Origin of the sequence: Microbacterium sp. (assembly GCF_047972865.1) — a bacterium.
In the GTDB taxonomy this organism is placed as follows: Bacteria; Actinomycetota; Actinomycetes; order Actinomycetales; family Microbacteriaceae; genus Microbacterium.
In genome coordinates this window covers 1-4,268 of sequence record NZ_JBKEAY010000073.1, presented here as the reverse complement: position 1 = coordinate 4,268, position 4,268 = coordinate 1, and the positions used below count along the sequence as shown (strand labels likewise).

Sequence of the window (4,268 nt, the reverse complement as noted above, 5' to 3'; positions counted from 1 at the left end):
ATGCGCCGGTGAGCAGGTACCCTCCGTCGACGCGTTCGGTGCTCGCTTTCAGGTTCAGATTGGTGTTGCCGGCCAGTGTCCGGTACGAGTCGTCGCCCCAGATCTCCTCCTGCACCTGTTCGGGGTAGGCGAGGATCGCCATGTTGTCGGAGTCGAGAATCGAGAACACCCACGCGGTGGACGCGCAGCCTTCCGCCAGGGTCATGGTGACCCGCGCGTGGTCGTGTTCGCTGAGCTCGAGGCCGCCGTACCTGCGTGGTTTGAGAATGTGGAGCAGCCCGGCATCCTGCACGGCGCGGTACACCTCCGCGGGAATACGCCGACGGGCGTCGGTGTCGGCGGCGTGCTCACGCAGCAGCGGAACGAGGTCCCGGGCGGCGGCGAGCACGTCCTCGGCGGTCATGTGGGGGTCGGGCGGGGAAGCCGGGTTCGGCAGGCGGTCCGCGTCGACGCCGGTGTCGATGGTGCTCACAGTGTTCCTTCCGTCGGGCCGATCGCACGCCGACGAGCGCGTCGGCAGGGGGTGCGGCGCAGCGGGCGGTCGGATCGGATCGGATCGCGCTTCGGTGCAGCGATCTCTCCGCCATCGTCGCAACGCATATACGGACCGGTCAACGTCACGGATCCGACATGCTTCGTCGATTGAACCGATGAAGCACAGACTTTTCCGCGATTCAGTGGCGGATTATTCGCGCGCTCCCCCGCCGGCGGGCCCCGTCGCCGCGGGGTATTGCCGGCGGACCAGGTCGGCCAGCGCCAAGGCCCGAGCGGACGGCTCGACACCACCCGGCAACGCGAACACGACTGAGACCGAGGGCGGCGGGGGCACGATCTCGCGTTCGATGATCGGCAACCCCTCGTAGCTGAGTCTGTTCGTCGGCCGCTGCACGAGCACGGCATAGGCGGAACGCGACCGCGCAACGATGGAGCGCGTCAGTTCGAAGGCGTGCGTGCGGTGCCGCACGAGCGGGGTCAGTCCACGCGCCTCGAACATCGACATCGCGTAGCGCGTGCTGGGCGTCTGGTCGAACAGGACGAGCGGCGCTGTCGCCAATTCCTCCAGTGTCACCGAGTCTTTGGCCGCGAGGGGATTTCCCTCGCCGAACAGCGCGTACCCGCGCGCGGAGTACAACTCGAACCGCCGTGAACGCCCGAGTCCCCCGATGTCGTACAGGATCGCGGCATCGATTCCGCCGCTTTCGAGCGCACTGACGAGTTCGTCCTGCGCGCCGACGATGAAGTCCACCGAGACCCGCGGATGCCGTGCCTCGTACTCTTCGAGAATGCGGGGCAGCACGGCGGAGGCCAGTGTCGTGAAACAGCCGACCACGAGCGGCCCCACGAGGTCGTCGCCCTCGCCTCTCACGGCATAGGTCAGTTCCGCGACGGAGCTGAGCAGGCTCTTGGCGTGGGCGAGCACCACCACTCCGCTCGTGGTCAGCGAGACACCCTGCGCCCGTCGCCGCACGAAGAGGTCGACCCCGAGCGCCCGCTCCAGCTCGGTGATCGACGACGAGATCGCCGATGACGAGAACTGCAGGCGCCCGGCCGCGCCCGAGATCGTTCCATCTTCGGCGACCGCCACGAAGTGGGCGAGTTGGCGAAACGTCAGCTCACCGCGAGCGACGCGCGCATCGAACGACTCCATGCCGTTCATGCTAGAGCGAAAGAATCGACCATGATGCCCAGTTTGTCCGCTTTGACCGACGAAGCATGGGACCGCAGAATGGACCCGGATTCGCGACCCGGGCACACACCGGTCGCGCCACGCCGCATCCGCAGCCGCCACGTTCACCGAAGAACGCAGCGGGATGCGCGCACCCGTTCAGGAAGGACGATCCCCATGCACCGTTTCCGTCACCGGCGCCACACAGCCGCCACCATCGCAGCTCTCGGAGTCCTCGCGCTCGCGGTCGCCGGTTGCGCGCGAAGCGGCGACGCCACCGACCCGACGGGCGACACCGTCGTCGCCAGTCCCGGGATCACCGACACCACCATCACGCTGGGAACCACCGCTCCGCTGAGCGGAAACGCCGCCGGTGTCGGCACCTGCGCCGTCGACGGCGCTGCGGCGTACTTCGCGATGCGCAACGAGGAGGGCGGGTTCGAGTTCGGCGACGGGAAGACGCGCACGGTCGAGTTCAAGAAGTACGACGACGGGTACGACCCGCAGCGCGCGCTCGCCAACTTCCAGCAGATGCAGTCCGGCGACGTCTTCGGAGCCGTCATGAGCCTGGGCACCCCCACCAACCGCGCCTGGCGCGAGGCGGCAATCGACGCGGAGTTCCCGCAGGTGCTGCTGCAGACCGGCGACCCGATCTTCAGCGACCGAGAACAGAGCCCCTGGCAACTCGGACTGCTGCCTGTCTATCAGCAGGAGGGCGAAGCGTTCGGCGAACTGCTCGCGGCCTCGACTGAGGACCACAAGGTCGCTGTGCTCTACCAGAACGACGATTTCGGTCACGGCTACCTCGAGGGCCTGAAGTCCGCGATCACCGGCGCCGACAATGTCGAGATCGTCGCCGAGCTGAGCTACGAAGCGACGGCATCCGAGGTCACGGCGCAGATCACCGAGCTCGCCTCGTCGGGCGCGGATGTCTTCTTCAACGCGATGTCGTCACTGGCGCCGCTGATGATCGGCGCTCTGCAACAGGCGGATGCCGTCGGCTGGCACCCGAGCTGGTTCGTGCCGTCGGTCGCGTCCAGCCCGGCCGCATTCCTGGTGCCCTCCGGCGTCGCCGACACGTTCCCCGGCATCTACAGCACCGCATCATCCATGGTGGTCGGCTCCCCTGCGTTCGCCGCGGACCCCGAGGGCCAGGTCTTCCTGGACGCACTCGCCGAGCACACAGGCCAGACCGAACCCCCGGCCTTCCCGCAGTGCCTGTGGAGCTGGATCGGCGCATCGATCCTTGAAGAGGCTTTCACGAAGATGACGGAGCCGACGAGAGAGAGCTTCATGGAAGCCCTCCGATCCATCTCCGGCTTCGACGCTCCGTTCCTGCTGGAGGGCGGGATCGTCGACACCACCCACGACACGCTTCCCGCGATGAGTGGACTGTCCGTGCAGAAGTACAACGGCACCGGCTTCACGATCGTCGACGCGATCGGGTGACGCGCCCGGCGCGGTGGTGGCGCGAGCGGCGATGCCCGGGACCGGGGCGTCACCTGGTCATACCGACGCGAGCACGCTCGTCGTCCCCTCCTGCCAGACGCAACTGTAGGTGTCGCTGACCTCGCACCCGACCCTTTGCCACCCGTCGGGGCCGAGGCTTCAGACCTCGGGCCTACGCCCTTGATTCCGAAGAGCCCGATAGGGTCATCTCGTGCCGACCCCATTGGCTCGTCGGAGAAGTGGTGGGTCGAGTTACCGATGTTCGGCGACCGACAGTGGCTACTCAAACTGGCGCGACTCGATGAGCTCGATGGAACTGTCAGCGGCGAGGATTGGGCCGAGTGGAACGTCCACCAGTTAGCGGAGCAGCTCGGCGTTCCCAGTGCAACTATCCGCCCAGCGATGCTGGAAGGTCGGCGGGCGATCGTGTCCAGGTCAGTACTTCGGGACAGTCTTGAGTATCTCGACCATGGCAACAGCGTGCTGTCAGCAAGGTTTGCCGACTACGACCAGTCAATCCAGGGCGAGAATCAGGGCTACACGGTGGCGGCCGTCCAGCAATCGCTCGAAGGGGTTGGGCCACCGGCCGACGGAGCCCGTGTGCGCAGTTGAGTAAGTGAGACCGGACGGGCTCGAGCAGGAGAACCGGGAGGTGCTACGGGTTCGAGTCACAGAGCCACCGCGTCGACGAGAGCGGACTCCGAGACCGGACGCTTCAGCAACTGCACAGGGAAGATGTCGATGTCGTCCCGCCCGTACAACGCACGGGTCTCCTCCATCAGCCAGCTCGCGCGCATCAGGATGTTCCCGTCGACAGGATCCATCTCGACCAGGATGTCGATATCACTGCCCTCGACAGCATCCCCGCGCGCGACCGAACCGAACAGCCGCGGATTCCGTGCCCCGTACTTGACGAGCAACAGGTCGAGCTCGGTGCGGCGCGCGTCAAGAACTTCGCGCAACGCGACGCTCGACAAGCTGCTCCTGCTCATGCCCCCAGGGTAGCGGCGCATACGTACCGCGTGACAGGAAGCGACGTGCCTCACGAAAAGTGCCCGCGAAGGGTTCTCCGTGCCTCAGATAAGAATGCCCGCGAACGGCGGGCACGATCCGAGGTATGGGAAGCGGGTTATCGATGGCTGCGAGGGCGGAG

At 66.6% G+C, this 4,268-nt stretch carries 5 protein-coding genes; 2 read left to right on the top strand and 3 right to left on the bottom strand.

Going from position 1 to position 4,268, the window contains the following annotated elements:
* Positions 1–472 (bottom strand): acyl-CoA dehydrogenase family protein (locus tag ACK5KK_RS04775; protein WP_416888950.1); only part of this gene is annotated, 472 nt, incomplete at its 3' end.
* 213 nt (positions 473–685) lie between these two features.
* Complete coding sequence (locus tag ACK5KK_RS04770) at positions 686–1,648, bottom strand: LysR family transcriptional regulator (RefSeq protein ID WP_416888949.1); 963 nt, start codon at positions 1,646–1,648, stop codon at positions 686–688.
* 195 nt (positions 1,649–1,843) lie between these two features.
* Between ACK5KK_RS04770 and ACK5KK_RS04765 the strand changes: the two genes are divergently transcribed.
* Both ACK5KK_RS04765 and ACK5KK_RS04760 read left to right on the top strand, forming a co-directional pair.
* Positions 1,844–3,115, top strand: coding sequence for an ABC transporter substrate-binding protein (locus tag ACK5KK_RS04765; RefSeq protein ID WP_416888948.1), 1,272 nt, complete (start codon positions 1,844–1,846; stop codon positions 3,113–3,115).
* A 258-nt stretch (positions 3,116–3,373) separates the two neighbouring features.
* On the top strand, positions 3,374–3,727 hold the full coding sequence (locus tag ACK5KK_RS04760) for a hypothetical protein (RefSeq protein ID WP_416888947.1): 354 nt from the start codon (positions 3,374–3,376) through the stop codon (positions 3,725–3,727).
* Between the two features lie 56 nt (positions 3,728–3,783).
* Here ACK5KK_RS04760 and ACK5KK_RS04755 read toward each other — a convergent pair whose 3' ends face one another.
* Positions 3,784–4,107 carry a nucleotidyltransferase family protein gene (locus ACK5KK_RS04755; RefSeq protein WP_416888946.1) on the bottom strand — a complete coding sequence of 108 codons (324 nt, stop codon included), beginning with the start codon at positions 4,105–4,107 and terminating at the stop codon, positions 3,784–3,786.
* Positions 4,108–4,268 lie beyond the last annotated feature (161 nt).

Bases quoted from the DNA above. Each gene is read 5' to 3' on its own strand.
- ACK5KK_RS04770 (WP_416888949.1), bottom strand. From the start codon at position 1,648: ATGGAGTCGTTCGATGCGCGCGTCGCTCGCGGTGAGCTGACGTTTCGC.
- ACK5KK_RS04765 (WP_416888948.1), top strand. From the start codon at position 1,844: ATGCACCGTTTCCGTCACCGGCGCCACACAGCCGCCACCATCGCAGCT.
- ACK5KK_RS04760 (WP_416888947.1), top strand. From the start codon at position 3,374: ATGTTCGGCGACCGACAGTGGCTACTCAAACTGGCGCGACTCGATGAG.
- ACK5KK_RS04755 (WP_416888946.1), bottom strand. From the start codon at position 4,107: ATGAGCAGGAGCAGCTTGTCGAGCGTCGCGTTGCGCGAAGTTCTTGAC.